Annotated in this window: 2 protein-coding genes; one reads left to right on the top strand and one right to left on the bottom strand. The window is 72.1% G+C overall.

All coding sequences use genetic code 11. The features are described 5' to 3' along the window. Window positions 1-960, bottom strand: a 960-nt coding sequence (locus EAD96_RS01410; RefSeq protein ID WP_147457821.1) for a DedA family protein, incomplete at its 3' end; no start/stop codon positions are given. Between the two features lie 131 nt (window positions 961-1091). On the opposite strand from EAD96_RS01410, the gene typA reads away from it, so the two are divergent. Continuing rightward, a complete protein-coding gene (typA, locus tag EAD96_RS01405; protein ID WP_121682992.1) occupies window positions 1092-2960 on the top strand; it encodes a translational GTPase TypA in 1869 nt (622 codons plus the stop codon). Window positions 2961-3283: the final 323 nt, after the last annotated feature.

Below are 3283 nucleotides of genomic sequence, written 5' to 3'. Positions count from 1 at the left end.
CGCCACCACCGCGGCCACCACCGCCACCGCGGCGATCAGCACCCAGCCGCGCAGCACCGACACCGCGAGCAGCGCCGTGTCGACCACACCCGGGGTACGCCGGGCGGCGAACCAGTCGGCGACCAGCCCGTCGAGGACACCCAGCCCGCTGTGCGCGACGACCGCCTCCAGCAGGACCGCCACGGCCAGCCCGGCGACGAACAGCAGCGCCAGCCCCAGCGCCAGGTTGATCAGCAGGGTCCAGGCCGGGCCGACCCGCATGGCGACCAGGAAGAACAGCACCCCGTACCGGGCCCGCAGCCAGCGCAGCGGCGGCAACGCGGCGGCCCGCGCCGCCAGCGCGCGTACCGGGTCCGGGTTGCGCCCCAGCCAGCGGCCGGCGAGCACCACGGCGAGCAGGCACAGCAGCAGGGCCAGCACCGCTCCGGTGGCCCGGCCGAGCAGCTTCGACACCCGCTCGTACGACTCACCGGCCAGATAGCCGGCCAGCACCGAGGCGCCGACCCAGCTCGCCACCCCGGCCAGGTTCCACGGCGCGAACCGCCGGTACGGCATCCCCGCCGACCCGGCCAGCCGGGGCGCCAGCGTGCGGGCGAACGCGATCCAGCGGGCGGCGAGCACGCCCCGGCCGCCGAGGCGCTCCAGCAGCGAGTCGGCCCGCCGCCACCGGTGCGCGCCGATCCGGGCACCCACGCCCGAGGCGCGCAGCCGGGGGCCGTACCGGCGGCCCGCCCGCCACGCGAGTGTGTCTCCGATCACGGCGGCGGCGGTCATGGCCACCAGCACGGGCGCGAGGCGCAGCGTCCCCGCGTACGCTAGGAAGCCGACCAGAAGCAGGGTCGCCTCGCCGGGCATCAGCAGCCCGACGATCACCGCGGTCTCCGCCGCGACGATCGCCGCGGCGGCCAGGTAGATCAGCAGGGGCGGCAGCTCCTGCAGCCAGCTCAGCAGGTCAGGCATCGGACACCCCGCACGGGTGTCAGCATGCCAGTCGCTGGAACGGTCGGCACAGCACTTTCGACGCAGATCCGGGCGATCTCGGGGTGACCCCGAGGCGTGCCCGGGCAACCGCAGACAGGAGTATGGAGGGTATGCAGCTACGCACCGACCTCCGCAACGTCGCCATCATCGCCCACGTCGACCACGGCAAGACGACCCTGGTCGACGCCATGTTGCGGCAGGCCGGCGCCTACGGCGCCCGTGGTGAGACCACCGAGCGGGTCATGGACTCGATGGACCTCGAGCGCGAGAAGGGCATCACCATCCTCGCCAAGAACACCGGCGTGCGGTACATGCCGGCGGACGGCTCGGAACCGGTCACCATCAACATCATCGACACCCCCGGTCACGCCGACTTCGGCGGCGAGGTCGAGCGCGGCCTGACCATGGTCGACGGTGTGGTGCTGCTGGTCGACGCCAGCGAGGGCCCCCTGCCGCAGACCCGGTTCGTGCTCCGCAAGGCGCTGCGCGCCCGGCTGCCGATCATCCTGGTGATCAACAAGGTGGACCGTCCGGACGCCCGGATCAAGGAGGTCGTGGACGACACCTACGAGCTGTTCCTCGACCTGGACGCCGACGAGGAGCAGATCGACTTCCCGATCGTCTACGCCTGCGCCCGCGACGGCATCGCCTCGCTGACCCAGCCCGCCGACGGCGCCGTCCCGGACGACAGCAGCAACCTGGAGCCGCTGTTCCGCACGCTGCTGGACACCATCCCCGCGCCCGCGTACGACGAGGGCGCGCCGCTGCAGGCCCACGTCACCAACCTCGACGCCTCGCCGTTCCTGGGCCGGCTCGCGCTGTGCCGGGTCCGCCAGGGCACCATCAGCAAGGGCCAGACCGTGGCCTGGTGCCGCACCGACGGCAGCACCCAGCGGGTACGCATCTCCGAGCTGCTGATGACCGAGGGGCTGGAGCGCAAGCCGGCCGAGTCCGCCGGGCCGGGCGACATCATCGCCGTCGCCGGCATCCCGGAGATCATGATCGGTGAGACGCTGGCCGACGCCGAGAACCCGGTGCCGCTGCCGCTGATCACCGTGGACGAGCCGGCCATCTCGATGACCATCGGCACCAACAACTCGCCGCTGGTCGGCCGGGTCAAGGGCGCCAAGGTCACCGCCCGGATGGTCAAGGACCGGCTCGACAAGGAGCTGATCGGCAACGTGTCGCTGCGGGTGCTGCCCACCGAGCGGCCGGACGCCTGGGAGGTGCAGGGCCGCGGCGAGCTGGCCCTGGCGATCCTGGTCGAGCAGATGCGCCGCGAGTCCTTCGAGCTGACCGTCGGCAAGCCGCAGGTCGTCACCAAGGAGATCGACGGCAAGACCTGCGAGCCGGTCGAGCGGCTGACCATCGACTCCCCGGAGGAGTACCTGGGCGCCATCACCCAGCTCCTGGCTACCCGCAAGGGCCGGATGGAGCAGCTGGTCAACCACGGCACCGGCTGGATCCGGATGGAGTGGCTGGTCCCGGCGCGCGGCCTGATCGGCTTCCGGACCGAGTTCCTCACCGAGACCCGCGGCACCGGCATCCTGCACCACGTCTTCGAGTCGTACGAGCCGTGGTTCGGCGAGCTGCGCACCCGCAACAACGGGTCGCTGGTCGCCGACCGGTCCGGCGCGGTCACCGCGTTCGCGATGACCAACCTCCAGGAGCGCGGCCAGCTCTTCGTCGAGCCGGGCACCGAGGTGTACGAGGGCATGATCGTCGGCGAGAACTCCCGCTCCGACGACATGGACGTCAACATCACCAAGGAGAAGAAGCTCACCAACATGCGCTCGTCCACCGCGGACGAGACCGAGAAGCTGATCCCGCCGCGCAAGCTGTCCCTGGAGCAGGCGCTGGAGTTCTGCCGCGAGGACGAGTGCGTCGAGGTCACCCCGGCCGCGGTGCGCATCCGCAAGGTGGTGCTGGACCAGACCCAGCGCGGCCGGATGGCCGCCCGCCGCAAGCACGCCGGCTGACCCGCCGCCCGCTCACGAGCCCACAACCGGAGCCCGGCCCGCCCCTTCGGCGGACCGGGCTCCCCCCCTTCCCACCGGTCGCCGGTCGCCGGTCGCCGGTCGCCGGTCGCCGGTCGATCATGAGGTTGGCGGCAGTTCCGGAGATCAAGTCCGCCGCCAACTTCATGATCGACGGGCGGGCGGACGATCTTGGTACGAAATGGCCCTCCTGGGGGGCGCTTTCCTTCCAAGATCTCCGCGCGTCTCGTTGTGTGGACGCGGGATCCCGGTGCTCGGGATCAGGCGACGAGGGCGGCCGGTGCGGGCAGGGCGGGGGTGAGGCG

Origin of the sequence: Micromonospora sp. BL1, assembly GCF_003667485.1 — a bacterium.
In the GTDB taxonomy this organism is placed as follows: domain Bacteria; phylum Actinomycetota; class Actinomycetes; order Mycobacteriales; family Micromonosporaceae; genus Micromonospora; species Micromonospora tulbaghiae.
The sequence above is the reverse complement of the archived record's forward strand: the minus strand, read 5'-3'. Positions and strand labels throughout refer to the sequence as shown.

Bases quoted from the DNA above. Each gene is read 5' to 3' on its own strand.
- typA (WP_121682992.1), top strand. From the start codon at position 1,092: ATGCAGCTACGCACCGACCTCCGCAACGTCGCCATCATCGCCCACGTC.